This is a genomic window from Klebsiella sp. JB_Kp031, from assembly GCF_040064295.1.
Classification (GTDB): Bacteria; Pseudomonadota; Gammaproteobacteria; order Enterobacterales; family Enterobacteriaceae; genus Klebsiella; species Klebsiella quasipneumoniae.
Genome location: NZ_JBEAJW010000023.1, coordinates 60246 through 87126, shown reverse-complemented (window position 1 = coordinate 87126; position 26881 = coordinate 60246). Strand labels below are relative to the sequence as shown.

The window sequence follows — 26881 nt, the reverse complement described above, 5'->3', positions numbered from 1 at the left end:
ATTCTCCCGATCGCGTTTTGTCATGATGGCTCTGGTCACGGCGATAAGATAATTCGCAGATGACTGCTCATGTATATACAAGCATTGACAAACCCGCACACGCGCTCAATGATGGATTTGTGAGCCCTGTTGTAAATAATTTGTAAGCACATTGAGACAAGCGTGTAACAAATACTATCCACTCCAGATTTCCGCCGAGCAAACTATGATCACGTATTTTGATTACGCTACTTTACCCGTCACGCCGTGGAAGAACGGTGCCGGCGCCACGCGCGAAATTATCGCCGTTCCTTCCGTAGATGCCCCTTTTCTCTGGCGCGCGAGCATTGCCACCCTGCAGGCCGATGGCCCTTTCTCCCCCTTCCCCGGGGTCGACCGGACGATCGTCTTGCTGGCGGGGCGACCGCTACGGCTGCGCGGGGAGGAGATCGACCATCCGCTGGCGCTCTGGCAGCCGTGGGCATTCCCCGGCGAATGGGAGCTGTCCAGCGTCGGGATCGTTGAGCCTGGACTGGACTTCAATGTCATGACCCAGCGGGGTCGAGCCTCAGCGAAGGTTGAAGTGGTGAGCGACCGGCAGCGAGCGGCCACCGAAGGCGTCGCTTATGTGCTGCAGGGGGAGTGGGATCTGGCCGGGCGGCGCTGCGCCGCCGGCAGCGGTCTCTGCTGGCGCGGCAACGCCCCGGGCGAGCTGCGGCCTCTCGGTGCCGATGGGCGCCTCCTGCTGGCAACGATTGCGCTCAAATAATCAGCTGAGAAAAGGGTATACTTGAGCCATCACGATCGGCTTTTGCCCCGCGCGGCGCGGGCCGGCTGAAAAATATCGTGACACAAGGGGTCGTCAGTGGGATATAATTCCTGGCTAAATTTGAGTTATTTTGAAATAACAATGTTAACGTTATGATTGTTAAAGTAAAAATAAGCAATAACGATAAGGATTAAAGCTATGGGTTTTCTTTCCGGTAAGCGCATTTTGATCACTGGCGTCGCCAGCAAACTGTCCATCGCCTACGGTATTGCGCAGGCAATGCACCGCGAAGGCGCGGAACTGGCATTCACCTATCAGAATGAAAAACTGAAAGGTCGCGTTGAAGAGTTTGCTGCCGCGCTGGGTTCTAACATTGTGCTGCCGTGCGACGTTGCTGAAGACGAGAGCATCACCGCGCTGTTCACCGAGCTGGAAAAAGTCTGGCCAAAATTCGATGGTTTCGTCCACTCTATCGGTTATGCCCCGGCTGACCAGTTAGACGGCGACTACGTCAACGCGGTCACCCGCGAAGGTTTCAAAATCGCGCACGACATCAGCGCCTACAGCTTCGTGGCGATGGCCAAAGCCTGCCGCACAATGCTGAACCCGGGCTCTGCTCTGCTGACGCTCTCCTACCTGGGCGCCGAGCGCGCGATCCCGAACTACAACGTCATGGGTCTGGCGAAAGCCTCTCTGGAAGCTAACGTGCGCTATATGGCGAACGCGATGGGTCCGGAAGGCGTTCGCGTCAACGCTATCTCCGCCGGTCCGATCCGTACCCTGGCCGCGTCCGGTATCAAAGATTTCCGTAAAATGCTGGCGCACTGCGAAGCGGTCACCCCGATCCGTCGCACCGTCACCATTGAAGACGTGGGTAACAGCGCAGCCTTCCTGTGCTCCAACCTGTCTGCGGGTATCTCCGGTGAAGTCGTTCACGTTGATGGCGGGTTCAGCATCGCCGCCATGAACGAGCTGGAACTGAAATAAGTTCCTTACCCTCCTCGCCCCGGTGAGGAGGGCTCTCCCTTCCGAGGCCTTGTGCACCCCCTGTTATTCCAATCGGCTATTTGTTAGCACGTATCAATATTTTCTCCTGCTTCCGGGTTACGCCAGGATAGTTCTGCATAAACGATCCGCGGAACGGCGGTTCGCCACATACCGAACAAGGAAAGCCCATGGAGCCACGCCGCGTGAATGGCAAAAACCACTGGTATCACGAAACCCAGTCAACAATCTGCCCGGTGGATGTCCTGCCGCTCGTCCCTGAAGCCGCCCATGTTGAAGACCGCTTTTTGCTGGACCTGACGCTGCCGGACGCCTGGCTACACGCCCACGCAGGCTGGCTACGCCCCGCGCGCCAGCTGGCCGAGCGGCTGTTTCCCGACCAGGTGGCGGTGAGCCGCCTGCAAACCTTTACCGCCTACGATCGCCTGAGCACTGCGCTCACCGTCGCCCAGGTCTACGGCGTCCAGCGGCTGTGTAACCACTATGCCGCCCGCCTGGCGCCCCTGCCGGGGCCCGACTCTTCGCGCGAGAGCAACCGTCGTCTGGCGCAGATCACCCAATACGCTCGTCAGCTCGCCGGTTCACCCTCCGTCATTAACGCCCTTTCCCGCAGCCAGCTGGACGAAGTGGGCCTGACCAGTCGGGATATTATCCTGATCAACCAGATTATCGGTTTCGTCGGCTTCCAGGCGCGGGCGATTGCCGTGCTGCAGGCGGCCCAGGGCTTCCCGGTGCGCTGGATCCCCGGTATGCCGCAGCAAGAGGAGGCGCCCGCCGACCTGTTCGTCAACCCACCAGGAGAGTGGGTAACCGACATTGAGGATCCCGATCTGCAGTATGCCGATGACGAGCGCCAGCGGCGTATCGCCAGCTGGCAGTCACTGCCCGGCCTGGGCCCGCTGGCTCCGTTGCTGGCCTGCGACCCGCAGCTGATGGCGCCTCTGGAGACGCTGTTACGCCAGCTCAGCGGCAACGGTACCTTTGGCCCGCAGGTCGCCTTACTCACCGCGCGCACCAATGGCAGCGCCACCTGTTTTGACGCCTGGCTCTCCCACTGGCACGGTGAAGAAGCGTTCGGCAGCCATTTGCGCGAGGGCGATCAGGCTCTCCATCGCTGGCTTGGGCAGCATCCGCGGTCGCGCGCGCTCGTTACCGCGGTACAGTTGTTAACCCGCTCCCCGGACCGGTTTAGCGCCGCCCAGTTAACACCCCTCGGCGAATATGGACTCTCAGCGGAACAGGCGATCGATCTGTTAACCTGGAGCGGACTATGCGGCTGGATGAATCGTCTGAAAATCGCCCTCGGCTATGTGCGTCAGCAGACGTAAATTGCTGAAACAGCGCTTGCTGCGACAGGCATAATCGCGTAAAAATGTCAGCCGCTCTTTTAGCCACGAAAATACCTAATTATGTTTCAGGATAACCCGCTGCTAGCGCAGCTTAAACAGCAACTGCATTCCCAGACGCCGCGCGCGGAAGGGGTCGTTAAGGGCACGGAAAAGGGCTTTGGCTTCCTCGAAGTGGACGCTCAGAAGAGCTACTTCATTCCGCCGCCGCAGATGAAAAAAGTGATGCATGGCGACCGTATCGTTGCGGTGATCCATTCTGAAAAAGAACGCGAAAGCGCCGAACCGGAATCGCTGGTTGAGCCCTTCCTGACCCGTTTCGTCGGTAAAGTCCAGAAGAAAGACGATCGCCTCGCTATCGTTCCTGACCATCCGCTGCTGAAAGACGCCATTCCCTGCCGCGCCGCCCGTGGCGTTGAGCATGATTTCAAACAGGGTGACTGGGCCGTCGCAGAAATGCGCCGTCATCCATTAAAAGGCGACCGCGGATTTTACGCGGAGCTGACCCAGTTCATTACCTTCAGCGACGATCACTTCGTCCCGTGGTGGGTGACGCTGGCGCGCCATAATCTTGAGAAAGAGGCACCGGACGGCGTCGCCACCGAGATGCTTGACGAAGGGCTGACTCGCCGCGATTTGACCGCCCTCGACTTCGTCACCATTGACAGCGCCAGTACCGAAGATATGGACGATGCGCTGTATGTCGAATCTGGCGCCGACGGCAAACTGTTGCTGACGGTGGCGATCGCTGACCCGACCGCGTGGATTGCCGAAGGCAGCAAGCTGGATAACGCCGCAAAAGTACGCGCCTTTACCAACTATCTGCCGGGCTTCAACATCCCGATGCTGCCGCGCGAACTGTCAGACGACCTGTGTTCCCTGCGTGCCAATGAAGTGCGCCCGGTGCTGGCCTGCCGGATGACTCTGGCGGCCGATGGCACCATCGAAGACAATATCGAGTTCTTTGCCGCTACCATCGAATCAAAAGCCAAACTGGCCTATGACGATGTCTCTGACTGGCTGGAAGGCCGCGGCAGCTGGCAGCCGGGCAGCGAGGCGATCGCGCAGCAAATTACGCTGCTGAAGGACGTGTGTCAGCGCCGCAGCGAATGGCGTCAGACCCACGCGCTGGTGTTTAAAGACCGCCCGGATTACCGTTTCGTCCTCGGCGAAAAAGGCGAAGTGCTGGACATCGTCGCGGAGCCGCGTCGTATTGCCAACCGTATTGTCGAAGAGTCGATGATCGCCGCCAACATCTGTGCCGCCCGCGTGCTGCGCGACAAGCTTGGCTTCGGCGTTTATAACGTCCACACCGGCTTCGACCCGGCGAATACCGAACAGCTGGCGGCCCTGCTGAAGACCCACGACGTACACGTTGATCCAACGGAAGTGCTCACCCTGGAAGGTTTCTGCAAGCTGCGCCGCGAACTGGACGCTCAGCCGACCGGTTTCCTCGACAGCCGCATACGTCGTTTCCAGTCGTTTGCGGAAATCAGCACCGAGCCGGGCCCCCACTTTGGTCTTGGTCTTGAGGCCTACGCCACCTGGACCTCGCCGATTCGTAAGTATGGCGACATGATCAATCACCGTCTGCTGAAGGCCATCATCAAAGGCGAAACCATTGCGCGCCCACAGGATGAAGCCACCGTGCAGATGGCGGAGCGCCGTCGTCTCAACCGCATGGCCGAACGCGATGTCGCCGACTGGCTGTATGCCCGTTTCCTCAACGATAAAGCCGGTACCGACACCCGCTTTGCGGCGGAGATCATCGACATCAGCCGCGGTGGAATGCGCGTACGTCTGGTGGACAATGGCGCGGTCGCCTTTATTCCGGCCCCGTTCCTCCACGCCGTGCGCGACGAACTGGTCTGCAGCCAGGAAAACGGCACCGTGCAGATCAAGGGAGAAGTGGTCTACAAAGTGACCGATGTTATCGATGTCACTATCGCTGAAGTCCGCATGGAAACGCGTAGCATCATTGCTCGTCCGGCAGCCTGACGTCTCTTCTTCACAGCGGTTCCTTCGGGAACCGCTCCTTCTTTCCTCCCTGTCCCGTCATTTCCGTCGCAACGATTAAGGTTGTGCGTTTTTTTCGCTTCTCTTTTTCACCCATTTTTAGCATCATTGATTTCATTCGTTTTTGTTACCAGGATAATGCCATGTCAGATGTGAATGCCCACCTGCTCGCCCAACGTATCGATACCGTGCTGGATATTCTGGTTGCCGGTGATTACCACTCTGCGATCCATAATCTGGAAATCCTCAAAGCGGAACTGCTGGCGCTGGCGGCAGACGACGCCGAGCAAAACAAACCACCCAAAGCGCCCTGGGAAATCTGATTATCGCCCACATGCCGCAACCGGCGATGCTGACCGGTTGCTCGCCGTATAGCCCCCTAACAGTGATGTTGCTATGAACGCCCGACAACAAAGTATTTTGCAAGTGGTCATCGATAAAGGCCGCATGAGCGTCGCCGATCTGGCGAAGATGACCGGTGTCTCAGAGGTCACCATCCGTCAGGATCTAAACCTGCTGGAGAAGCAGAGCTATCTGCGCCGCACCCATGGCTACGCCGTCCCATTGGACAGTGAAGATGTCGAAACCCGCATGATGACCCATTTCGCCATTAAGCGTGAACTGGCCAGCCGCGCCGCGGCGCTGGTGAATGCCGGCGAAACGGTATTTATCGAAAACGGCAGCAGCAACGCCCTGCTGGCGCGCACCCTGGCTGAACGCGGCGATATCACCATCATCACCGTCAGCAGCTATATCGCCCATCTGCTGAAAGAGACGCCGGGAGAGGTGATCCTGCTGGGCGGGATTTACCAGAAACGCAGTGAAAGTATGGTTGGCCCACTGACCCGCCAGTTCATTCAACAGGTGCATTTCAGTAAGGCCTTCATCGGGATCGATGGCTGGCAGGCGGAAACCGGCTTTACCGGCCGCGATATGATGCGTGCGGACGTGGTTAACGCCGTTCTGGAGAAGCACTGCGAAGCGATTATCCTCAGCGACAGCTCAAAATTCAGCGCGGTGCACCCCTATCCGCTTGGCCCAGCCGGCCGCTTTAATCGCGTTATCACCGACGATCGTCTGCCGAACGACTGCCGTGAGCAGTTGTTGCGCAGCGGCCTGACCGTCGATATTGTGCCGTACATCTGATATTCCACCCGCCCCGTGCCCTGCCACCGCGCCGAACGGGGCGAAATTACGCTCTGAGAGTATTCCGAGCCGGTAATTAAGATTTTTTACCTGACGATAAATTTAAAAAAAAGTAGAATTATTATTAGCGATATAACAGGAAGTGACTATCACCTGCGTGATTTTCGTGATACCTGCGCACCCTAACTTCATGGAATTGCCCTAAAGCTGCTTTATCAGGCTATGCTTAAAGGAGCGCCGTAATCCATGAATAGATTATTCAGGAGAAAAAAATGATGACTTCAACGAGCAAAAAAATGGCTGCTGTTGTTCTGGCTGTCACTGTAGCAATGTCTCTGAGCGCTTGCTCTAACATGTCTAAACGCGATCGTAACACTGCAATCGGTGCAGGCGCCGGCGCCATCGGCGGTGCGGTGTTAACTGACGGTAGCGCACTCGGTACCCTGGGTGGCGCAGCAGTCGGTGGTATTATTGGTCACCAGGTCGGCAAATAATATAATTACCTGACGAAATAAAAGAATAATTCATACGAATTGACTTACGCACGTTAAATCATTCAAGGCCGCGGCATTCACCGCGGCCTTGTTATTTCACCTGGCCATTAATTAGGGTTGAAAAAACGATTAGCCGCCAGCTAACTTCACTTTCATCCCTTTCGCCTCTAGCAGCGCCTTAAGTAAATCCCGTTTGTCGCCCTGGATCTCAATCACACCCTCTTTCACCGCGCCGCCGCAGCCGCATTTCTTCTTCAGCTCTGCCGCCAGGGCAGTGAGTGCCGCATCGTCGGCATCAATCCCGCTAATCAGACAGACGCCCTTGCCCTTGCGGCCGCTGGTCTGGCGCTGGATCCGCACTATGCCGTCGCCTTTCGGGCGCACCGGCGCCGGTTTCGCCTCGTCGATACGCCCGGTTTCGGTGGAGTAGACCAGGCGGCTGTTGGAATCGCTCATTATGCCCCCTTGCGCAGAGAATCGTTGATCGCCCGCAGCGTCGCGGCAGGATCGATCGACTGGGTAACCGGGCGGCCAATGACCATATAGTCCACCCCTGACGCCTGAGCCTGCTCAGGCGTCATGATCCGCCGCTGATCGCCAGCGTCGCTGCCCTGCGGACGGATACCCGGGGTGACCAGCTTAAACGCCTGTCCCAGCTCATGCTTAAAGCGTACCGCCTCCTGAGCTGAACACACCACCCCGTCGAGGCCGCAGCGTTGGGTCAGCGCCGCCAGCTTCGCCGCGTAATCAGCCGGAGATAAGGTAATGCCCAGATCCTGCAGATCGCTGGACTCCATGCTGGTAAGGACGGTGACGGCGATGAGCAGCGGCGCGTCTTGACCAAAAGGCAGCAGCGCTTCGCGTGCCGCGGTCATCATCCGCGCGCCGCCGGAGGCATGGACATTCACCATCCATACGCCAAGCTCGGCCGCCGCCGCCACCGCGCGGGCGGTGGTGTTGGGAATATCGTGAAACTTAAGGTCCAGGAACACCTCAAACCCACGCTGATGCAGATCGCTGACAAACTGCGGTCCCAGCAGAGTGAACATCTCTTTGCCCACCTTCAGGCGGCAGTCGCGCGGGTCGATGCGGTCGACAAATGCCAGCGCTTTATCGCGATTATCATAGTCAAGTGCAACCACAACGGGAGAGGAAGTGACAGCGCGGGAAGATGGGATAGCTGTTGACGTCATGACCAGACCTTAGTGTTGATGGGCGCCAGAGGGCGCAAAAAAGGTAAACGGGCAGCATTCTACCTGTGAAGCTAACAAAATAACAGGCTGCTGTTTTGCCCTGCGCGGACGACGGCGATGCCGGGGCTGCAGACGGCGACGGGAAAGAAATGATAAGTATGTTGTAACTAAAGCGTCGGTTTTTTTTGACCTTACTGGCCGTCGAGGCCGCGAATAGGTTTGATGGTCGCCCAGGAGCGGCAGGACGGACAATGCCAGTAGAGAGTATGAGCGGTAAAGCCGCATTTCTGGCAACGGTAGCGCGGTTTGCTGCGCACCTGCTCACCAACCATGTTTCGCAGCACCCCAAGGCTTTCTTTCGCCCGCCCTTCTTCCGCTTCGTTGAGATGGTAGTCCATCAGCTTATGGAAGACGCGCATGGTCGGGTGGCGTTCCAGCTGCCGGGTGACGTAGTTTTGCGCCGCTTCGACCCCTTCCCGCTGCTCAAGGATCTGCGCCAGCATCAGTTCGGCGGTCGCCCCGGCGTTCTCCTCCACGCAGCGGCGCAGGAAAACTTCCCATTCATCGGCTTTGCCGAGCTGCTGATAGCAGGTCTGCAGCATCTCCAGCGTCTCACCCACCAGCTCTTTATCCTGATCGATAACCCGCTCGAGGCTTTCCACCGCTTTGGCGTAGTCGCCCTTCTCCATCCACACCCGACCCATCATGATCGACACCCGGGCGCTGTTGCGGTCCGCGGCGGCGCCTTTCTTCAACAGCGCCATCGCCTTATCCAGATCGTTGGCCGCCATCTGCTGCAGGGCCAGTTCGCACCAGAAGTTGGCGATTTCGCCACGATGCTTCTCTTTGCCCAGCTTCACCAGCCGCTCAGCCACCTCGATAGCCGACTGCCAGTCGCTGGTCGCCTGGTAGATCTGCAACAGTTGCTGCAGCGCGCCGAGGCGAAAATCAGTCTCATCCACCAGCTGTTTGAACATGTCTTCCGCACGGTCATACAGCCCGGCGGCCATATAGTCGCGCCCCAGCTGCTGGACGGCCAACAGGCGCTGATCGTAGGTTAACGATGCGCTTTCCATCAGACTCTGGTGGATACGGATCGCGCGGTCGACCTCACCGCGCGAGCGGAACAGGTTGCCGAGCGTCAGGTGGGCCTCAACGGTACCGGTATCCTCTTTCAGCATATCAAGGAACAGATCGACGGCTTTATCCTGCTGGTTGCTAAGCAGGAAGTTCACCCCCGCCACGTAATCCCGTGACAGGCGGCTCGCGTCGTCCTGTTTGGACTGTTGTGCACTTCTGCGCCCCATGTACCAGCCGTAGGCGGCGGCAACGGGTAAAAGCAGAAACAACAACTCCAGCATAAGAGGTTATTCCTTCACCGCAGGCACGCCTGCGTCGACAGCCGCCGGGCTGACAGGGGCAATCTGGTGCTCAAGGCGCTTAATTTTCCGCTCCGCGCGCGCCAGCGAGACGCGCACCCGCAGCCAGAACAGGCCGCAGATCAGCCAGCCGATGGCAAAGCCTGCGGCAAACAGCACCGCCAGTAGCGTCGAAATGCGGAATTCACCCTGAGCGAGCAAATAGTTGAAAGTGACCTGTTGGTCATTCTGCGCCCCCAGCGTCACTGAAATGACGAAGATTGCTAACACCAGTAAGAAAATGAGTAAATATTTCACATGACTTCCCGTTCTGTGGGTTGCGCGAAAAAAGCCCGCTTTCAGCCCTATAAAGTATCATTTTCGCCGCAGCGGTGGAACGAAAAAGCACGGCAACTCTACAGGATATGCGGTCGGATGCCGCTAAAATCAACATTATTCCGCTTCAGGCATCCGTTTTTTAATATCCTGCGCCTCTTCCCCCGGCGGCGAGAGCGGCCCGCAAAGACGCTGCGTCAGCCAGCAGGCCACCGTGACCAGCACCCAGGAAATCAACGTAGCGACAATAAGATCCAGCGGCCAGTGCATGCCGAGCGCCAGGCGACTGCCCATCACCGCCGTCGCCCACGCCAGCAGCACCGCGATCGTGCCCCAGCGCCGACGCGGCCACAACAGCCCGGCAGCGAGCAGCGCCCAGCTGGCGGCGAACATCGTATGGCCTGACGGGAAGGCAAACCCGGTCTCTTTCTGCCAGTGTTTGCGTAAAAACGGCGGGATGTCCTGCGCCTGCGCCAGCTGCTCATGCACCAGTTTAGCGCGTTCTTTGCGCTTTAACGCGTAGAATTGCGTCACCGGCACCTGCCTTGTGTTTTCCAGCCAGATGACAAACGGTCTCGGCTCCTGGACCCGCGCCTTGACCCAGGATTTGGCCCCCTGTCCCACCAGGATGGCGGCGCCAAGAATGAGGAACAGGATCAGCGCCGCGCGCAGGCGAAAGCGCAAGCACCAGAGAAACCAGGCGCACAGCACAACATGGGTGATGATTCCCCACGGCTGGGTCACCGTTTCCGTCACCCACCAGAGGCTTTTCAGCCATGCCACCGGTAGTCCTGGCTGCCACAGCCAACCAGACAGCCAGACCGTGAGGGGCATGACCAGCAGCAGCGCCGCCGCAAGAGCGGTTCGTCGGGCAATCAACAGCATTTTCTCTCCTTCTCCTTTTAGATGAACATCATAGCGGAAAGTAGATCGTTTGTGCGCTTTCCGCGCGGCTAACCGTTCGCGATTAGGAGAACGTCCCGGCGTTGTGGCAAAATAGCGGTAAACAGAAAGCACATTCAGGTGCTGACAGAATCTGGAGAATCACATGCAGCTTAAACGTGTGGCAGAAGCCAAACTGCCAACCCCCTGGGGCGATTTCCTGATGGTGGGTTTTGAAGAACTGGCAACCGGACAGGATCATGTCGCGCTGGTGTACGGCGATATCTCAGGGCAGGCGCCGGTGCTCGCCCGCGTTCATTCAGAGTGTCTGACGGGCGATGCCCTGTTTAGCCTGCGCTGTGATTGCGGCTTTCAGCTGGAGGCGGCCCTGTCGCATATCGCCGAAGAAGGCCGGGGGATCCTGCTCTATCATCGTCAGGAAGGTCGCAACATTGGTTTATTGAATAAGATCCGCGCCTACGCGCTGCAGGATCAGGGGTATGACACTGTCGAAGCGAACCATCAGCTTGGCTTCGCCGCCGATGAGCGCGACTTCACCCTGTGCGCCGATATGTTCAAACTGCTCAACGTAGAGCAGGTGCGACTGTTAACCAATAACCCGAAAAAAGTGGAAATCCTCAGCGAAGCCGGGATTAACATTGTGGAGCGCGTGCCGCTGATCGTCGGACGCAACCCGAAAAACGCCCATTATCTCGACACTAAAGCCGCCAAGATGGGCCACCTGCTCAACAGCAAGCCGGCGGAATAATACCGGCGACAGAGTAAAGAGAGGGCCAGCGATGCTGGCCCTTCGTTTTACAGCATATTGCGGATGACGTAGTGCAAGATGCCGTCGTTGCGGTAGTAGGTGAGCTCGGTCGCCGTGTCGATACGGCACCGGCAGGCGATCACCTCCTGCGAGCCGTCAGCGCGGGTGAGGGTCACTGGCACCGTGGCGCCAGGCTGTAGCGACTGCAGATTACTGACATCAATCCGCTCTTCACCGGTCAACTGTAGCGTTTTACGGGTGACGCCCTGCGGGAACTCCAGCGGCAGAATACCCATCCCGATCAGGTTGGAGCGGTGAATACGTTCGAAGGACTCGGCGATCACTACCCGGATCCCCAGCAGGCGCGGCCCCTTCGCCGCCCAGTCGCGGCTGGAACCCGAGCCATACTCCTTACCGGCAATCACCGCCAGCGGTATCCCCTCGGCTTTATACAGCATCGCCGCATCGTATATCGCCACCGGTTCGCGGTCCGGCAGATGGCGGGTCATCCCCCCTTCCACCCCCGGCACCATTTCGTTGCGGATGCGGATATTGGCGAAGGTGCCGCGCATCATCACCTCATGGTTACCGCGACGGGAGCCGTAGGAGTTAAAGTCGCGCCGGGCAACCCCATGCTCCTGCAGATAGCGGCCTGCCGGACTATCGGCTTTGATGCTTCCTGCCGGCGAAATGTGGTCAGTGGTCACTGAATCGCCCAGCATGGCGAGGATCCGCGCGCCGTGAATATCCTCCACCGGCAGCGGCTCGACGCCCATCTCGTCAAAGAACGGCGACAGGCGAATGTAGGTCGAATCTTCCTGCCAGTCGTAGGTATCTGACGCCTCCACCTTGATCGCCTTCCACTCCTCAGTGCCGGAAAACACTTCCGCGTACTCTTTGCGGAACATCTCCGTGGAGACCTGTTCCACCGCCCGGGCAATCTCCTCCCCGCTCGGCCAGATATCTTTCAGATAGACCGGCTCACCGTCGCTGCCCTGCCCCAGCGGCTCGCGGGTGAGATCGATGTTCATGTTCCCCGCCAGCGCGTAAGCGACCACCAGCGGCGGCGAGGCCAGCCAGTTGGTTTTCACCAGCGGGTGGATACGCCCTTCGAAGTTACGGTTACCGGAGAGCACCGCCCCGACGGTGAGGTCGCCTTTTTTGATTGCTTCTTCAATCGGTTCCGGCAGCGGACCGGAGTTACCGATACAGGTGGTACAGCCATACCCCACCAGATTGAAGCCGAGCTGGTCGAGGTAAGGCGTCAGGCCGGCATGGGCCAGATAATCCGACACCACTTTCGAGCCAGGGGCCAGGGAAGCTTTCACCCACGGCTGCGGCTGCAGGCCGCGTTCGACGGCTTTTTTCGCCAGCAGGCCAGCGGCCATCAGCACGCTGGGGTTGGAGGTGTTGGTACAGGAGGTGATCGCCGCAATGGCCACCGCGCCATCCGGCAGCGAATAGTGATGCCCGTTCAGCGTATACGCCACCGGCTGGCGCTGACGCTGAAGGTGGTTAACCTCCAGCTCACCGCTGGCGGCAAAGGCTTTCGGCACATCGCCGAGCGCCACGCGATCCTGCGGCCGCTTCGGCCCGGCGAGGCTCGCTTCAACGCTGCCCATATCCAGCGCCAGGGTACTGGTAAAGACCGGCTCATCGCCCGGGTAGCGCCACATGCCCTGCGCTTTGGCATAGGCTTCCACCAGCGCTACCTGTTCTTCGCTACGTCCGCTGAGACGCATATAGCTGAGCGTCACGTCATCGATCGGGAAGAAACCGCAGGTGGCACCATACTCTGGCGCCATATTGGCGATGGTGGCGCGATCGGCCAGGGGCAAGGTATCCAGACCGTCACCGTAGAACTCGACAAATTTTCCGACCACGCCGTGCTGGCGCAGCATCTGGGTGACCGTCAGCACCAGGTCAGTAGCGGTAATGCCTTCGCGCAATTTGCCGCTGAGCTTAAAGCCGACCACGTCCGGGATCAGCATCGACACCGGCTGGCCGAGCATGGCGGCTTCCGCTTCAATCCCGCCCACGCCCCAGCCCAGCACGCCGAGCCCGTTAATCATGGTGGTATGGGAGTCGGTGCCCACCAGGGTATCCGGCCACGCCATCCACTTTCCGTTCACCTCTTCGCTCCACACCGCCCGTCCGAGATATTCCAGGTTGACCTGGTGGCAAATCCCGGTGCCCGGCGGCACCACGCTGAAGCGGCTGAAGGCCTGCTGCCCCCAACGCAAAAATGCGTAGCGTTCGTGGTTCCGCTCCATTTCCAGGCGGACGTTGTCTTCGAAGGCCTCGTCGTCGCCGAAGCGGTCGACGGTCACCGAGTGGTCGATCACCAGGTCGACCGGCGAAAGCGGGTTCACCTTCGCGGTATCGCCGCCCAGGCGTTTCACCGCCTCGCGCATGGCGGCCAGATCCACTACCGCCGGCACGCCGGTAAAGTCCTGCATCAGGACGCGAGCCGGACGGTAGGCGATCTCCCGGTCGGCATGGGCCTGTTTCAGCCAACCGGCAAGGGCACGAATATCTTCTTCAGTTACCGAGTCACCGTCCTGCCAGCGCAGCAGGTTCTCCATCAGCACCTTCAGCGACTTGGGCAGTCGACTGATATCGCCCAGCTGCTTCTGCGCCAACGGCAGACTGTAGTAATGCCAGGTTTTCTCATTGACCTGCAGCGTGTCCTTACTGGCTTCTCGTAGGGTTGACGACATAGCTCCTCCTTTATCTCAGGGATGGCATACCCCGATTCTCCTCAGGGTCTCCATTAAAGATAACACATGCTGGGCATAACACTTTGATAACAACCCAAATTGCTAAATGCGATAGGACGGAGAGGGATTAAAAGACAATTATCAGAGCGCAGAGGAAATAGCACCAAAATAGTGCAGAGGAGTCGTTTAAGCGATATTGTATTAGTACACGAGGACAAAAAAAGAGCTAATCATTGCCTGTTGGCTGATTAGCTCTTGTGATTGATTTCAGGTTGGATGAATCCCACGGCAAAATATATTCTCCCTGTATTGCCGGTCGCTGATTTTATATTACAGTTTCCTTTCACTGTCATAAAAATGACATGTATCTACAACGATGACCTACAGCTTTAGCTGACAATCCAGATGTTGCAGATGGTGAGCGCGATGATACTCCAGAACATCGCCAGCCCTACCAACACTACGCCCCATACGCGACTACGCAGAACGGGATCGATTTCGGTTTTGTCATTTTCGTATGACATCGCCAGTTTCATGTAATCGAGATTACTTATCATATTGTCACCACCAATTGCTCAAATCATCAGGTACAGATAAATCTTAATTATGGATAAAAGATTAATCCAGCTAAATTAGGTCTGATGGAATATATTTAACCGGTTATTTGATCGCGGTGGGCATAATGACAAACGTGTTGCGAGAAATTATTAATTTTGTGATTGGTTCGAGGTTTAAGTTGTTAAATAAGGACCATGCTAGTTAATGGCACTCCCCACAGGGAATGCCATTATTTTTTACAGGGTTATTTTTCCGGTAGTTTTATATCTTTGAACATCGCTTCAATATCTTCATTCGACCGCAAGGCCACCGCGGTATCCACCACATCCCGGGTCAAATGGGGTGCAAAACGTTGAATAAAATCATACATGTAGCTTCGTAAGAAAGTGCTACGGCGGAAGCCTATTTTAGTGGTGCTGTGGCTGAAGATACCGTTCGCATCCAGCTTCACCAGGTCCGGATCGGAGACCGGATCCACCGCCATACTGGCAATCACCCCTACCCCGAGTCCCAGGCGAACATAGGTTTTGATGACATCGGCATCGGTGGCGGTAAAAACAATGCGCGGCGTCAGGCCCGCACGGTTAAACGCGGTATCCAGTTCCGAACGGCCGGTGAAGCCAAAGGTATAGGTTACCAGCGGATACTGCGCCAGCTCTTCAATTGACACCGAGCCCCTGGAGGCCAGAGGATGCTCCGGCGTCACCACGATCGACCGGTTCCAGTGATAGCATGGCAGCATCACCAAATCGTCATACAGATGCAGCGCTTCAGTAGCAATAGCGAAGTCGGCGTTGCCTTTCGACACGGCTTCGGCGATCTGGGTTGGCGAACCCTGATGCATATGCAGCGACACCCGCGGATAGCGTTCAATAAAGCCCTTGATCACCCCCGGCAAGGCATAGCGCGCCTGGGTATGGGTGGTCGCCACATACAGCGACCCCTTGTCCGGCCAGGTATGCTCCCCGGCGACAGATTTGATGGCATCGACTTTCGACAACACCTCGCGGGCAATACGGATGATCTCCTGCCCGGCAGGGGTCACCTGAGTCAAATGCTTGCCGCTGCGGGCAAAGATCTGGATGCCGAGCTCATCTTCCAGCATACGCACCTGCTTACTGATGCCTGGCTGGGAGGTATAAAGCCCTTCGGCGGTGGATGAAACATTCAGGTTATGGTTAACCACCTCAACGATGTAGCGAAGCTGTTGTAGTTTCATGCTGATATCCGTTTGCGCGTAAAATGAAGCCGCTTAATACACTTTACGTTCAGGCAACTTGTCGCCTGTGAAGGCCAGGCCTCCCGGCAGTTGGCCATAGTGGCGCCGCAACGCATCCTGAAAGCGATGATGTATAAGACGTTTTAATAATAAAAAAGGTATTAACTATAACCACTATATCATTTATACCAACAGTGTATAGCCGGTAACGAAAAATAATATAGGTGGTTATAAGGGGGCGGAAAGCGCGGAGAGAAAGGAAAACGACACGGCAGAGGCATCCATGGCCCCTGTCGGCCGCCAGAGCAGGAAAAGCGCCCTTTTCCTGCCTGATAATGGTCAGTTACTTTTTAGCTTCCGTCCATTTGCCGTCGATAAAGAAGGCTGACCAGCCGGTCGCTTTGCCCTCTTTTTCGGACGCCACATACTGCTGCTTCGTTTTACGGCTAAAGCGCACCAGCGTCTTATTGCCTTCCGGATCCTGCTGCGGCGCATCGGCGAGATAACGCAGTTTTTCCGGCAGACGGTCGCGGAAGCGGTACAGCTCTTCCACCAGCGGCGCACGCGTTTCCCGTGATTTCGGGAAGGTGTTTGCCGCCAGGAAGACGCCCGCGGCCCCGTCACGCAGCACGAAATAGGCGTCAGACTTCTCGCACGGCAGCTCCGGGAGCGGCACCGGATCTTCCTTCGGCGGTGCCACTTCGCCATTGCGCAGGATCTTACGCGTATTCTTACACTCGTCGTTGGTACAAGCCATGTACTTCCCAAAACGCCCCATCTTCAGGTGCATCTCGGAGCCGCACTTCTCGCACTCCACTACCGGACCGTCATAGCCCTTGATGCGGAACTCGCCCTCTTCAATCTCATAGCCATCGCAGGTCGGGTTGTTACCGCAGACGTGCAGTTTACGCTTGGGATCGATAAGGTAGCTGTCCATCGCCGTACCGCACTTCTGGCAGCGGCGTTTAGCGCGCAGCGCGTTAGTTTCGGCGTCATCGCCTTCCAGCACGTTGAGGACTTCGTTTTCCGGCACCAGGTTAATGGTGGTTTTGCAGCGCTCTTTCGGCGACAGGGCATAGCCCGAACAGCCGAGGAACACGCCGGTGCTGGCGGTACGGATGCCCATTTTACGGCCACAGGTCGGACAGTCGATACTGGTGAGCACCATCGGGTTCGGCTGCATGCCGCCCTCTTCCGGATCTTTCTCCGCCGTCTCCAGCTGGGCGGTAAAATCGCCAAAGAAGTGGTTCAGCACCTCTTTCCACTCGGCCTGGTGGTTAGCCACCTGATCGAGACGATCTTCCATCTGCGCGGTGAAGTCGTAGTTCATTAAATCGCGGAAGTTCTCTTCCAGTCGGTCGGTGACGATCTCGCCCATTTTCTCCGCGTAGAAACGACGGTTTTCCACTCGCACGTAACCACGATCCTGAATGGTGGAGATAATCGAGGCATAGGTGGACGGACGACCGATACCGCGTTTTTCCAGCTCTTTAACCAGCGAGGCTTCGCTGAAGCGAGCCGGCGGTTTGGTAAAGTGCTGGGCAGGCGTCAGCTCGACCAGGCTCAGCTGGTCGCCCTGTTTGACCAGCGGCAGAGTCCGGTCCTCATCGCCCTTGCGCAGGGCCGGCATCACTTTGGTCCAGCCGTCAAAGCGTAAGGTACGACCGCGCGCTTTCAGTTTGTAATCGCCCGCCGCCACGGTCAGCGTCGTGGAGTCGTACTGCGCCGGCGTCATCTGACAGGCGACAAACTGGCGCCAGATCAGCTGATACAGCTTCTGCGCATCCGCTTCCATATCTTTCAGCGTTTCCGCCAGCACGTTCACATCAGACGGACGAATCGCTTCGTGTGCTTCTTGTGAGTTTTCTTTGCTGGCGTACTGATTCGCGCTTTCCGGCAGATATTTTTTACCAAACTTGTCGCTGATGTAGCCGCGAACCATGTTCAGCGCATCCTGACTCAGGTTGGTGGAGTCGGTACGCATATAGGTGATGTGCCCCGCCTCATAGAGGCGCTGAGCCATCATCATGGTCTTTTTCACGCCGAAGCCGAGACGGGTGCTGGCCGCCTGCTGCAGGGTGGAGGTGATGAACGGCGCGCCCGGCTTGCTGCTGGTCGGCTTGTCTTCCCGCTCCAGTACGCTGTAGCTGGCTTTTTCCAGCAGCGATACCGCCGCCATGGTCTCATCGCGGCTGACCGGACGGAACGGCTTATCGTCCTTATGGGTCACCTGCAGCGGCAGCGCGTCGCCGCCCGGCGTGGTGGTGGTGGCATCAACTTCCCAGTACTCTTCCGGGACGAATGCTTTGATTTCACGCTCACGCTCCACCACCAGGCGGACCGCGACGGACTGTACGCGCCCGGCAGAAAGACCACGGGCGATTTTTTTCCACAGCAGCGGCGAAACCATATAACCCACCACGCGGTCCATAAAGCGACGCGCCTGCTGGGCGTTAACCCGATCGATATTCAGTTCGCCCGGCTTTTCGAAAGCCTGACGAATGGCGTTTTTGGTGATCTCATTGAACACCACGCGGCTGTAACGCTGTTCATCGCCGCCGATAACTTCCCGCAGGTGCCAGGCAATGGCTTCCCCTTCGCGGTCAAGGTCGGTTGCGAGATAGATGTGGTCAGCTTTTTCCGCCAACTGTTTGAGTTCTGAAACTACCTTTTCTTTACCCGGAAGTACTTCATAGTGCGCATTCCAGTCATGCCATGGGTCCACGCCCATGCGGTTAACCAGAGCACCACGTTCGTCCTTTTTAGGCTTTTTAGCCCCTTTGGTGGCGGTAGAGTCGGTGCTCTTTTTGGAAGCTGATCCACTGGTCGGCAAATCGCGGATATGACCGACGCTGGATTTCACCACGTAGTCATTACCCAGATACTTATTGATCGTTTTGGCTTTTGCCGGGGACTCAACGATAACGAGAGCTTTACCCATATTCACCTTTACCTAATTTGATTCATCCAGGAATACATCGCACATTCATACACCCTCCACTGGCGACTGCCTCATATGTTGCGGCACCGTCGGTGAATATCAACCCAGAACACCTGTTTCATCTCCGTAAAACCAGGCGCTTGAGTTTACTGACCTTTTTTCGTCAGGTGACATAGCACGAAGAATTTTTGGCCGAATGTCAAGCAAATCTGTTGCCAGATCGCCGAAAGCGTCACACTGTACCTGATAAAATTCGTTACGCAACTTTATTAGCATGCAAAAGCGAATCACGCCAGTAAACGGCTGTTTCTCCACTGGTTACGATTACCCCTGTTTTGTCCATGGAAAATTTGCCCCGCGCCGCCGCGCGGCGTAAACTACGCCCGGAGAAAAAGAGGAGTCCGTTATGCAAGGTACAACCCAACCAATCGATCGCCAGACGCTGCTCGAAAAAGCCAACAAACTTATTCGCGAACATGAGGATACGTTAGCCGGTATCGAAGCCACCGACGTCGTTCAGCGCAACAATGTCCTGGTGTTTAGCGGTGAGTTTTATCTTGATGAGCAGGGTCTGCCGACGCCAAAGAGTACAGCGGTATTTAATATGTTTAAGTACCTCGCCCATGAGCTGTCGGACAAATATCACCTGGTCGATTAAGACCGGCGTAGATTAAGACCGCTCTAAACGAGAACGCGAGGCAGAGCCTCGCGTTTTATCATCTACATCAGCGGCTTCTGTCCGCGCTGCCACCAGCGCAGCAGCAGTCGATCGGCACTCTCCGCCGCGCTACCGGTGAAGCGATCGAGCATTTTCTTACGCTGTTGATAACGCACTCCGATCACCTCGTGGCTCTCCATGAGTCCCAGCAGCAGCTCATCACTGGTTTCAACCGCATCCACCAGCCCTTTTTCCAGCGCCTGTACCCCGTACCAGTGCTCGCCAGTGGCCACCTGCTCAATATCAAGGCCCGGGCGCATCCGCTGGACGAAATCCTTGAACAAATGGTGCGTCTCATTAAGGTCTTCGCGAAACTTGCGCCGTCCTTCTTCAGTGTTTTCACCCAGCATCGTGAGCGTTCGTTTGTACTGTCCGGCGGTGTGCAGTTCGATATCAATATCCTTGTTCTTCAGGAAACGGTGCAGGTTTGGGATCTGCGCCACCACGCCAATAGAGCCGAGGATCGCAAACGGCGCCGAGACAATTTTGTTCGCCACGCAGGCCATCATATAGCCGCCGCTGGCCGCCACTTTATCGACCGCCACCGTCAGCGGGATCTGTTTGTCACGCAAGCGCTGCAGCTGAGAGGCAGCCAGCCCGTAGCCGTGCACCACCCCGCCGGGGCTTTCCAGACGAATCACCACCTGATCGCGCGCTTTCGCCGCCGCCAGCACCGCGGTGATCTCTTCCCGCAGGCTGGTGACTTCATGAGCATCCATACTGCCTTTGAAATCCAGCACCCAGGCGCGCGGCTTGCCTTCCGGCTCGGTATTACCCAGCTTCGCCCGCGCTTTCGCCGCCTTCGCCTCTTGTTTTTGCTTTTTCTTCTGCGACTTATGCCACTGCTTCTGCTGCGGGCCGTCCAGCAGGGCCACCGCCAGCGATTCCTTCATCTCTTTATAATGCTCGCTAAGATTCGTTACCCGCAGCTCACCGCGCTGTTTCTTGCGCTGGGCCAGGTTGACGATAATAGCGGCAATCACCGCGATAGCGACGACAACGGTCGCGATCTTGGCTAAAAATAAGCCATATTGAGCAAGTAATTCCACGTTTTCACCTTGTGTAAAGCACTGACGTTGCTTCACAGTGTACATCAGCCCCTGGCGAGAAGTCTTTGTGCTTTGTGTCCTCTGCGCAGCGGATTCCGTTTTTTTAGGCGAGGCTGAAATCGTTGCAAGATATTAATTTTGTGAATACTTTCCGCTTCGCCGATTGCAATGGCGGGCGCTTTCAGGCATAACAGCGCAAAAGTGAGATACCAAAGATGAAGCGCGATCGAGAGCCGATCGCCAAAGGAGTCGCCGTGCATTATCAACCGCAACGCCACTTGCTGAAAGATCGCATCATTCTGGTCACCGGGGCCAGCGATGGAATTGGTCGTGAAGCGGCCCTGACCTACGCCCGCTACAGCGCCAGCGTTATCCTGCTGGGTCGCAACGACGACAAACTGCGCGCCGTCGCCGAGGAGATTGAGCGTGAGGGCGGTATTCCTCCCCGCTGGTTTACTCTCGACCTGCTCACCTGCACGCCGCAGGCGTGCCAGCAGCTGGCGCAGCAGATCAGCATCCACTATCCCCGCCTTGACGGCGTGCTGCACAATGCTGGCTTGCTCGGCGACATCTGCCCGATGGATGAACAGAAACCGGAGGTCTGGCAGCAGGTGATGCAGGTGAACGTCAATGGCACCTTTATGCTGACCCAGGCGCTTCTTCCTTTATTACTCCGTTCCGAATCTGGTTCGCTGGTCTTTACCTCATCCAGCGTCGGTCGTCAGGGTCGCGCCAACTGGGGCGCCTATGCCGTCTCCAAATTCGCCACCGAAGGGATGATGCAGGTGCTGGCCGACGAGTACCAAAGCCGCCACCTGCGGGTGAACTGTATCAACCCCGGCGGCACCCGCACCGGCATGCGCGCCAGCGCGTTCCCGACGGAAGATCCGCTGAAACTGAAAACCCCCGCTGACATTATGCCCGTCTATCTGTGGCTGATGGGCGACGACAGTCGTCGCAAGACGGGAATGACCTTCGACGCCCAACCGGGGCGTAAACCAGGAATTGCCCAATGAGTGATGAACGCTACCGCGAACGCCAGCAGCGGCTGAAAGATAAAGTGGATGCCCGGGTGGCGGCGGCCCAGGACGAGCGCGGCATTGTGATGGTCTTTACCGGCAACGGCAAAGGAAAAACTACCGCCGCCTTTGGCACCGCGACCCGCGCCGTCGGCCACGGCAAAAAAGTCGGCGTGATCCAGTTTATCAAGGGGACCTGGCCTAACGGCGAGCGTAATCTGCTGGAGCCCCACGGCGTCGAATTCCAGGTGATGGCGACAGGCTTTACCTGGAACACTCAGGACCGCGACAGCGACACCGCCGCCTGTCTGGCGGTTTGGGAACATGCCCGCCGTATGCTTGCCGACGACCAGCTCGATCTGGTGCTGCTGGACGAGCTGACCTATATGGTGGCCTACGATTACCTGCCGCTGGAGGCGGTGCTGAGCGCTCTGCGTGAGCGTCCTGCCCACCAGTCGGTGATCATCACCGGCCGCGGCTGTCATCGCGATATTATTGAAATGGCGGATACCGTCAGCGAGCTGCGCCCGGTGAAACATGCCTTTGATGCCGGCATTAAAGCGCAGATGGGGATTGACTACTGAGGACCGGATACGGCGAAAGGAAGTCCGCGTTCCGGCGCAAAACCACCGGAACGCGCAACATTAACCGTTGGTCTTATTGCGGGTACTGGAACGGCGGTTGCTGTTATTACCCTGGCGCGGGTTAGCGCTGGTCTGGCTGTGACGCTTCACCGCCCGGCGGATCTGATTGGCTTTCAACCGGCGACGATCTTTTTCAACGGCGACCTTGGAGCTGGTTTCCGGAGTAAGTTCCACCAGTTCGCGCAGATAGTTGGTCTGCGCCAGGTCCAGCTCGGTATAGCCGCCGCGCGGCAGGCCTTTCGGCAGCAGAATATCGCCATAGCGCACGCGGATCAGGCGGCTGACCTGCACGCCGACCGCTTCCCACAGGCGACGCACTTCGCGGTTACGCCCTTCGGTCAGGGTAACGTTATACCACTGGTTAATCCCTTCGCCGCCGGTGAATTTGATGGTTTTAAACGCCGCCGGGCCATCTTCTAACTGTACGCCGCGCGACAGCTGGCGCAGCTTATCTTCATCTACCTGGCCGAAAACGCGAACGGCGTACTCACGCTCGACTTCACGGCTCGGGTGCATCAGGCGGTTTGCCAGTTCGCCGTCGGTGGTGAACAGCAACAGGCCACAGGTGTTGACGTCCAGACGACCAACGGCAATCCAGCGCGCGCCGCGCAGTTTAGGCAGACGATCGAACACCGTCGGGCGTCCTTCCGGATCGTTACGGGTGCACAGTTCGCCTTCCGGCTTGTAGTACGCCAGCACGCGGCAGATCTGCTCGGCGGACTCTTTCACCGAGATCAGATGGCCATCGATACGAATTTTTAAACCGGGGACGATTTCCACACGGTCGCCGAGGGTGGCGATTTTGCCGTCGACGCTGACGCGGCCAGCTTCGATTTTCGCTTCAATTTCACGGCGGGAGCCGTGGCCGGCGCGGGCCAGCACTTTTTGCAGTTTCTCGCTCATTGAGCTTCCTTAAGGTGTCGCCTTCCCAGGCGTCTGGTATGCTTTATGAAACAATGAGGCCTGTATCAGCAACTCATTGTTACGTATATACTTTGTACGTAAAGTCTCGCCGGCATGCGCAAAACATTCGCCGCGAGCCCGTATTCGTGGCCGAACATACTACACTAACTTCGCCGGGAAAGCTTCTGTTCGCCACACCGCGCCTTTAGTATGGAACAGATTTTCCTTATTCTCCTGTCTACCCTCACCTGTGTTGGTCTTAGTCGGACAGAGAGCGCCTCCCTGCGCTACGCCTGCTCTTGCGCGACGGCAGAGTGCTGGGCGAGCAGCCAGTCACGAAAACAGCGGTTGGCAGGGGCCAGCAGCGCGGTCTCGTGGTAAACCAGATGATAGGCCAGCGGACAGGCGATGGGCTGCGCCAGAGGATTCACCAGCCGCCCCTGCGTCAGCGCAGGCGCTATGAATGAACGTCGCAGTAAAGCCATCCCCATACCGGCTAATGCCGCCTCCGTTACGCCGTTGCAATCAGTGAACACCGGGCCACGGCGCGCGCGGTGCGCTTCCAGCCCCACGGCCTCGCACCACAGCGCCCAGTCCTCACGATGTTCATCGTGCAGCAGCGGATACTCTAGCAGACCGCTGGCATCGGCGAGGGTCCGGTGCGGAGTAATCAGCTGCGGACTACAGACCGGCATCAGATCGTCATCCAGCAGACGATAAGCCTGCAGTTCCGGCCAGCCCCCGACGCCATGCCGCACGGCAAAATCGATCTCTTCGCTCAGCAAATCCACTCGCCGGTTGGTGGTGCCGATCAGGATCTCTATCTGTGGATAGCGCCGTTCAAAATCAGCCAGCCGCGGCAGCAGCCATTGAATAGCAAAGCCGCTGGTACAACTGACAGTCACTTTTTCCGGCCCCGGGGGCACCTGCAGACGCCGGGTGGCGGCAGCTATCTGATGAAACGCGGGCTGCACGGCCCGGAGGTAGATCTCCCCCACCTCCGTTAACTGTAACCGTCGGGGGGTACGGATAAATAGCGGGACATTCAGCGCCTCCTCCAGGCGGGCAATCTGCTGGCTGACAGCGCTGGGTGTGACGCAAAGTTCACTGGCGGCCAGCTTCAGGCTGAGCAGCCGCGCCGCCGCCTCAAAACAGCGCAACGCATTCAGCGGCGGGAGTTTCATGGCTATGGAACCTCAGTTAAGAAAAACTTAATCATGTAAGCATAACGCGTTTGTCGGCCATTGCACGAGAGCTCTACAGTTAGCTTCCTTACCGTTCACAAGGAGTCAATCATGCGTGTTATCGACTGTGGTCGCCTGCTGCTGCTTGCCGCCCTCTGGGGTGCCAGCTTTCTGTTTATGCGCATCACCACCCCGGCTTTCGGCGCGGTAAACAGCGCCTTTCTGCGCGTGCTGTTCGCCGCCGTCGCTTTAGGGTTGCTGGCCGGCGCGCGCGGAAAATGGGGCGGGTATGAGGGTAAATTCATCGCCACTCTGAAGCTGGGGGTCATCAATTCCGGCCTCCCTTTTCTGATGTACTGCCTTGCCGCGCAATGGCTACCGGCAGGGTACTCCGCCACGCTCAACGCCACGGCGCCGATGATGGGGGTGCTGATTGGCGCACTCTGCTTTGCGGAACCGCTGACCCTGCGCAAAGGCGCTGGCGCGGCGCTGGGCGCTATTGGCGTGGCGGTGATCGCGCGCCCGACTACCGGCCTCGGCGCCGCCCAGCTGCTGCCGGGCGTCGGCGCCTGTCTGACCGCCACCGCCTGCTATGGCCTGGCCGGCTTTCTGACCCGCCGCTGGATCCAACAGCGCGGCGGCCTCGAAGCGGAGCGCGTCGCGTTGGGCAGCCAAATCGGCGCCACGCTGTTTTTATGCCCCTTCTTTCTCTGGTCCTGCGGGCATGGGCTGGCTGTGGACTGGGGTCAGGGCCTGCCGTGGATGGCAATGCTTATGCTGGGTGTCGTCTGCACGGCGGCAGGGTATATCCTCTATTTCCGCCTGATCGCTGATATTGGACCGCTGCGTTCACTGTCCGTGACCTTTTTGATCCCGCCTTTTGCGGTGCTGTGGGGCTATCTTTTTCTTGGAGAGATTGTGGAGAGTGGGTTAATTCTCGGCGCGCTGCTGGTCTGCCTGGCGCTGTGGATGATGGTCGTGCCGTCGGGGAGAAAAGAGAGGGTACCAGGCGGCGCATGAGGCACCGCCCGGCAGGTAGTGTCAGAGAAACGGCCTCACGTCGCCCACGCCTTCGCGCAGCACCACCGGGGTATCTTCCGTCAGGTCGATAACCGTGGTCGGCTGCTGCCCCAGGAAACCGCCGTGGATAATGAGGTCCACGACTTTCTCCAGACGATCTTTGATCTCTTCCGGGTCGGATTCGGTAAAGTCGCTGCCGGGCAGCATCAGCGAGGTAGAGAGCATCGGTTCGCCTAAGGTCTCAAGCAACGCCTGAGCGATGGGGTTGGACGGGACGCGCATACCAATGGTTTTACGCTTCTCCTGCAGCAGCCGGCGCGGTACCTCTTTCGTTCCTTTGAGGATAAAGGTGTAGTTGCCCGGCGTATTGTTTTTCATCAGGCGAAACGCCACGTTGTCCACAAAAGCGTAGGTTGACAGTTCGGACAGGTCGCGGCACATCAGGGTGAAGTTGTGGCCGTCCGGCAGCTGACGGATGCGGCAGATCCGCTCCATCGCGCCCTTGTCTTCAATTTTGCAGCCCAGCGCGTAGCCGGAGTCGGTAGGATATACGATCACCCCGCCCTTACGCACAATCTCCACCGCCTGGTTAATCAACCGCGCCTGCGGGTTATCCGGATGGATATAAAAAAACTGGCTCATACTTCCCTCTCAATTTTTATTCGGTGGCCGCTTCCCAGCTGTGCCAGACGCCTTCCACGCCGGCAGGGAGCCAGAGCTTACGGCCAAGTTCGATCCACGCGCAGGGCTGATGGAAATCGGAACCCTGCGACGCCAGAAGACCAAACTGCACGGCCAGGGCGGCCAGCTGGGCGCGTTCATGGGGCGCCTGCTGACACTGGGCCACTTCCATGGCATCACCGCCCTGCTCGCTGAAGTGGGCCAACAGCCGCTTAAGCCACTTGGCGGAAAGATCGTAACGCCCGGGATGGGCTATCACCGCCTTACCGCCAGAATGATGAATGACATCAATTGCTTGTTTTATTGTACACCACTGCGGCGGCACGTAACCGGTTTTCCCGCGGGCAAGGTATTTTTTGAAGACCTCCGCCATGTTCTTCGCGTGGCCGGCCTCCACCAGAAAACGGGCAAAATGGCCGCGGGTGACGGCGCCACCGTCCGCCAGCCGCAGCGCCCCTTCCCAGGCGCCGGGGATGCGCGCCTTCTCCAGACGCTCGGCAATCATCTGGCCGCGCTGCTGGCGCCGCGCTTTCTGCTCCTCCAGCAGGGCGGTCATCGCAGGGTGCGCAATATCAATATTGAGACCCACAATATGAATCTCGTGATTCTCCCAGAGGGTGGAAATCTCGACGCCGTTCACCAGGGTCAAGGGTAATCCGGCGCGGGCGATCTCCTCCCGGGCCGCGGGGATCGCCGCCACGCTGTCATGGTCGGTGATCGCCAGCGTGCCTACGCGCATTTCATGGGCGCGATGGACCAGTTCCTGCGGAGTCAGCCGCCCGTCAGAGGCGGTGGTATGGCTGTGCAGATCGTAAATCACTGCGTATTGGCTGTCGCTCAAAAGGACTCCTGCTGGACATCAACGTAAATAAGCGCATTATCATACCGACAGGCAGAGAAAATCTGCAAACAAGGGTTGACTTTATTCCATT

Annotated in this window: 26 protein-coding genes; 12 read left to right on the top strand and 14 right to left on the bottom strand. The window is 57.9% G+C overall.

The features are described from left to right. Positions 1 to 205 precede the first annotated feature (205 nt). From ABLV64_RS08450 to osmB, 7 genes are all read left to right on the top strand, one after another. Complete coding sequence (locus tag ABLV64_RS08450; RefSeq protein ID WP_062913813.1) at positions 206 to 748, top strand: HutD family protein; 543 nt, start codon at positions 206 to 208, stop codon at positions 746 to 748. A gap of 198 nt (positions 749 to 946) precedes the next feature. Beyond that, positions 947 to 1735, top strand: a complete 789-nt coding sequence (gene fabI, locus ABLV64_RS08445) for an enoyl-ACP reductase FabI (RefSeq protein ID WP_064189265.1) — start codon at positions 947 to 949, stop codon at positions 1733 to 1735. 188 nt (positions 1736 to 1923) lie between these two features. After that, positions 1924 to 3081: a carboxymuconolactone decarboxylase family protein gene (locus tag ABLV64_RS08440; RefSeq protein WP_004203887.1), complete on the top strand. Its 1158-nt coding sequence runs from the start codon at positions 1924 to 1926 to the stop codon at positions 3079 to 3081. A gap of 81 nt (positions 3082 to 3162) precedes the next feature. Next, positions 3163 to 5097, top strand: a complete 1935-nt coding sequence (locus tag ABLV64_RS08435) for an exoribonuclease II (protein WP_004203886.1) — start codon at positions 3163 to 3165, stop codon at positions 5095 to 5097. Positions 5098 to 5258: 161 nt separating this feature from the next. Then, entirely contained in the window at positions 5259 to 5438 is a 180-nt protein-coding gene (locus tag ABLV64_RS08430; RefSeq protein WP_004203883.1) for a hypothetical protein, read from the top strand. A 73-nt stretch (positions 5439 to 5511) separates the two neighbouring features. Then, positions 5512 to 6261 (top strand): DNA-binding transcriptional regulator YciT, encoded by a 750-nt coding sequence (locus ABLV64_RS08425; RefSeq protein ID WP_004203882.1) that lies wholly within the window; start codon positions 5512 to 5514, stop codon positions 6259 to 6261. A gap of 275 nt (positions 6262 to 6536) precedes the next feature. Next, positions 6537 to 6755 (top strand): osmotically-inducible lipoprotein OsmB, encoded by a 219-nt coding sequence (gene osmB, locus ABLV64_RS08420; protein WP_002901783.1) that lies wholly within the window; start codon positions 6537 to 6539, stop codon positions 6753 to 6755. A gap of 129 nt (positions 6756 to 6884) precedes the next feature. Here osmB and yciH read toward each other — a convergent pair whose 3' ends face one another. The 5 genes from yciH to pgpB all read right to left on the bottom strand — a co-directional run bounded on the left by yciH (position 6885) and on the right by pgpB (position 10527). After that, positions 6885 to 7211, bottom strand: a complete 327-nt coding sequence (yciH, locus tag ABLV64_RS08415) for a stress response translation initiation inhibitor YciH (protein ID WP_004203881.1) — start codon at positions 7209 to 7211, stop codon at positions 6885 to 6887. Then, positions 7211 to 7948 (bottom strand): orotidine-5'-phosphate decarboxylase, encoded by a 738-nt coding sequence (pyrF, locus tag ABLV64_RS08410; RefSeq protein ID WP_069135680.1) that lies wholly within the window; start codon positions 7946 to 7948, stop codon positions 7211 to 7213. Before pyrF ends, yciH begins: the two co-directional genes overlap by 1 nt. A 191-nt stretch (positions 7949 to 8139) precedes the next feature. Continuing rightward, entirely contained in the window at positions 8140 to 9309 is a 1170-nt protein-coding gene (gene lapB / locus ABLV64_RS08405) for a lipopolysaccharide assembly protein LapB (RefSeq protein WP_004203879.1), read from the bottom strand. 6 nt (positions 9310 to 9315) lie between these two features. Continuing rightward, the gene (locus ABLV64_RS08400; protein WP_002901780.1) at positions 9316 to 9624 is read right to left on the bottom strand and encodes a LapA family protein; all 309 of its coding nucleotides are present in this window, start codon (positions 9622 to 9624) and stop codon (positions 9316 to 9318) included. Between the two features lie 135 nt (positions 9625 to 9759). Next, on the bottom strand, positions 9760 to 10527 hold the full coding sequence (gene pgpB, locus ABLV64_RS08395) for a phosphatidylglycerophosphatase B (RefSeq protein ID WP_217324970.1): 768 nt from the start codon (positions 10525 to 10527) through the stop codon (positions 9760 to 9762). Positions 10528 to 10690: 163 nt separating this feature from the next. Between pgpB and ribA the strand changes: the two genes are divergently transcribed. Next, positions 10691 to 11293, top strand: coding sequence for a GTP cyclohydrolase II (ribA, locus tag ABLV64_RS08390; protein WP_004203877.1), 603 nt, complete (start codon positions 10691 to 10693; stop codon positions 11291 to 11293). A 47-nt stretch (positions 11294 to 11340) separates the two neighbouring features. On the opposite strand, the gene acnA is transcribed toward ribA, so the two are convergent. From acnA to topA, 4 genes are all read right to left on the bottom strand, one after another. Next, positions 11341 to 14013: an aconitate hydratase AcnA gene (gene acnA / locus ABLV64_RS08385; RefSeq protein ID WP_049116277.1), complete on the bottom strand. Its 2673-nt coding sequence runs from the start codon at positions 14011 to 14013 to the stop codon at positions 11341 to 11343. Positions 14014 to 14402: 389 nt separating this feature from the next. Continuing rightward, a complete protein-coding gene (locus tag ABLV64_RS08380; protein ID WP_017898677.1) occupies positions 14403 to 14570 on the bottom strand; it encodes a YmiA family putative membrane protein in 168 nt (55 codons plus the stop codon). A 245-nt stretch (positions 14571 to 14815) separates the two neighbouring features. Continuing rightward, positions 14816 to 15790 carry an HTH-type transcriptional regulator CysB gene (gene cysB / locus ABLV64_RS08375; RefSeq protein ID WP_004203875.1) on the bottom strand — a complete coding sequence of 325 codons (975 nt, stop codon included), beginning with the start codon at positions 15788 to 15790 and terminating at the stop codon, positions 14816 to 14818. 343 nt (positions 15791 to 16133) lie between these two features. Beyond that, entirely contained in the window at positions 16134 to 18731 is a 2598-nt protein-coding gene (topA, locus tag ABLV64_RS08370; RefSeq protein WP_136084525.1) for a type I DNA topoisomerase, read from the bottom strand. A 406-nt stretch (positions 18732 to 19137) separates the two neighbouring features. Between topA and ABLV64_RS08365 the strand changes: the two genes are divergently transcribed. Next, positions 19138 to 19389, top strand: coding sequence for a YciN family protein (locus ABLV64_RS08365; protein WP_002901761.1), 252 nt, complete (start codon positions 19138 to 19140; stop codon positions 19387 to 19389). Positions 19390 to 19451: 62 nt separating this feature from the next. Here the strand turns inward: ABLV64_RS08365 and sohB are convergent, their stop codons facing one another. Beyond that, a complete protein-coding gene (sohB, locus tag ABLV64_RS08360) occupies positions 19452 to 20498 on the bottom strand; it encodes a protease SohB (RefSeq protein WP_136084526.1) in 1047 nt (348 codons plus the stop codon). A 254-nt stretch (positions 20499 to 20752) separates the two neighbouring features. On the opposite strand from sohB, the gene ABLV64_RS08355 reads away from it, so the two are divergent. Both ABLV64_RS08355 and cobO read left to right on the top strand, forming a co-directional pair. Next, the gene (locus ABLV64_RS08355) at positions 20753 to 21514 is read left to right on the top strand and encodes a YciK family oxidoreductase (protein WP_004203872.1); all 762 of its coding nucleotides are present in this window, start codon (positions 20753 to 20755) and stop codon (positions 21512 to 21514) included. Next, positions 21511 to 22101, top strand: coding sequence for a cob(I)yrinic acid a,c-diamide adenosyltransferase (gene cobO, locus ABLV64_RS08350; protein WP_004203871.1), 591 nt, complete (start codon positions 21511 to 21513; stop codon positions 22099 to 22101). The genes ABLV64_RS08355 and cobO overlap by 4 nt, the downstream gene beginning before the upstream one ends. 60 nt (positions 22102 to 22161) lie before the next feature. On the opposite strand, the gene rluB is transcribed toward cobO, so the two are convergent. Then, entirely contained in the window at positions 22162 to 23064 is a 903-nt protein-coding gene (gene rluB, locus ABLV64_RS08345; protein ID WP_004203870.1) for a 23S rRNA pseudouridine(2605) synthase RluB, read from the bottom strand. 287 nt (positions 23065 to 23351) lie between these two features. Next, entirely contained in the window at positions 23352 to 24248 is an 897-nt protein-coding gene (gene gcvA / locus ABLV64_RS08340) for a transcriptional regulator GcvA (protein ID WP_069135682.1), read from the bottom strand. A gap of 111 nt (positions 24249 to 24359) precedes the next feature. Between gcvA and ABLV64_RS08335 the strand changes: the two genes are divergently transcribed. After that, positions 24360 to 25268: a DMT family transporter gene (locus tag ABLV64_RS08335; protein WP_053810527.1), complete on the top strand. Its 909-nt coding sequence runs from the start codon at positions 24360 to 24362 to the stop codon at positions 25266 to 25268. Positions 25269 to 25289: 21 nt separating this feature from the next. On the opposite strand, the gene ABLV64_RS08330 is transcribed toward ABLV64_RS08335, so the two are convergent. Further along, complete coding sequence (locus tag ABLV64_RS08330) at positions 25290 to 25910, bottom strand: L-threonylcarbamoyladenylate synthase (RefSeq protein WP_002901738.1); 621 nt, start codon at positions 25908 to 25910, stop codon at positions 25290 to 25292. Between the two features lie 16 nt (positions 25911 to 25926). Next, on the bottom strand, positions 25927 to 26790 hold the full coding sequence (gene rnm / locus ABLV64_RS08325) for an RNase AM (protein WP_004203866.1): 864 nt from the start codon (positions 26788 to 26790) through the stop codon (positions 25927 to 25929). Positions 26791 to 26881: the final 91 nt, after the last annotated feature.